General features: G+C 68.7%; 2 protein-coding genes. Both read right to left on the reverse strand.

Going from position 1 to position 1,784, the window contains the following annotated elements:
- Positions 1–452, reverse strand: a 452-nt coding sequence (locus IE294_RS46580; RefSeq protein WP_189895364.1) for a hypothetical protein, incomplete at its 3' end; no start/stop codon positions are given.
- A gap of 480 nt (positions 453–932) precedes the next feature.
- Positions 933–1,499, reverse strand: coding sequence for a hypothetical protein (locus IE294_RS46585; RefSeq protein WP_189895365.1), 567 nt, complete (start codon positions 1,497–1,499; stop codon positions 933–935).
- Between the last annotated feature and the right edge of the window lie 285 nt (positions 1,500–1,784).

Raw genomic sequence — 1,784 nt, forward strand, 5'->3', positions numbered from 1 at the left:
AGCACGCGTGAGCCGACGGTGTTGCTGGTCGTGGCCGGATGGAGTCTGCGGCTGAAGTTGAGGGCGATGTCCAGGGCGAAGAAGTCTTTGCCGTCCGCGGTCCGTGCGCGCAGGCGGATGCGGTGTTTGGCCACGGGCACTGTCGGGGGGATCTGTAGGTTCCATGTCTGCTTCCACGGCCCGGCGGGCGGCCTGGGGTCACCAGACAGCGCCGCGCCCATGCCGGCGAGCAGGTCGGGCAGCCGGTAGGTCCTGTCCAGCATCTTCATCGGACCGATCTTCATGATCACATTGCAGGTGACTCGGGTCAGGTCGACGCTCTCTTTGAGGTGGCTGTCCATCTGCCAGCGGACCTGGTGCCCGAGTCGCGGCAGTGCGGGGGTCAGCGTGATGTCGAGGATGTCCAGGATGTAGTGGTCATCGCTCGCGTCCTCCACAAGGCGAATACTCATGTCGCTTACCCCGGAGTGTCATGGATGGGCGTGGCCCCTGCTGTCGTGCGCGCCGCGCCCGGCGGCGGGGCGCCGGGCGGGGGCTGAGCCGGCGTGGCGGCCTGATACGTGCAGTGCGTGACGTACCGGCTTGGCAATAGGGGGGCCGGCGGTTTTGCAGACCCCGGGCGCGGCGGCAGTGTGCGCAGGTGACCGCCCCGCCGCTCGGGTCTTGTTCACCCGTTTGGCGGTGCCCGGCCGTCGGGAAGCCGGCCGGGGGTGTGACGCGGGGACGGGCGTCAACGGGAGGCGTGGTGCGGGGAGTCAGCGGGCGGCTTGGGCCGGTGGGGACCGGGGGGTGGTCGTGGGGGCGGGCCGTGGTGTCTGCTGTCCGGCTTGGGTGGGGCGCGTTCGGCGGGTGCTTGTTGGACAATGGTCAGGTCTGGCACCCCGGCCCGATTGCGGCGGGCCGGGGTGCCGCATGATGTGACCGGATCAGGACTAGTCCCGGTCTCCGTGCTCGTCGTGGCGCTTGATCACCCGGAAGCTGCCCACCACTCCGTCCTCGACGTGGATGCCGTCGACGCAGTCCACGTGGACACCGTCGCTCTGGCTGTGGGGGCCGACCGTGGCGACGGGAGCGCCGTTGTCGCACACCGCTCCGCGGAAGACCTCGACGGTCTTGCGGCTGTCGTTGCGGATGTTCAGGGTCTTGGCACCCAGGCCGCTGATCACGGTGATGCAGTCGCCGGGGCGGGTGGAGTACGACCGCTCGTTGATGTGGATACGGCCCTCCTCGAAGTCGTGGTCCTCGTTGTCGCGGCCCTCGTTGTTGCGGCCTTCGTTGCCCCTGCCTTCGTTGCCCCGGCCTTCGTTGCCCTTGCTCTCGTTGCCCTCGTTGCCCTTGCCTGAGCCGCCGAAGGGCGCCGCGGCAACGGTGGCCGGGGCGATCTGGGCCGCGGCCGCAGCCGGTGTGGTGGCGGCCGAGGCGTAGGTGATGCCGGTGGCGGTCAGGGCCGCCGCGGCCGCGACCGCAGCGGTGACAAGGGTGGAACGGGAGGTCTTCATGTCGCTTCTCCTGGTCTCGGATAGCCGGCTCGGCAGCCGGCAAGACTGAACGTACCGACGACCCCCATAGCTGTCATATCGGGCAAATCGGGGGGCTGGTTCCAGGGGTCCGAATGGGGTGCCCGCAACACCCGGACGCCACGCTCCCGAGCGGCCGGCGAGACAGCAAATCCCCTGAGCAATAAGCAGATTGACATACCATTGGGCCATCAAGGTGATTCCCTGACATCTGCTCACCCCGTCCAGCAGCGTGTCGCTGCGGACGCGATGAGGTGGAGTGCGTTA

This window comes from Streptomyces canarius, assembly GCF_014650735.1.
Lineage (GTDB): Bacteria > Actinomycetota > Actinomycetes > Streptomycetales > Streptomycetaceae > Streptomyces > Streptomyces olivaceoviridis.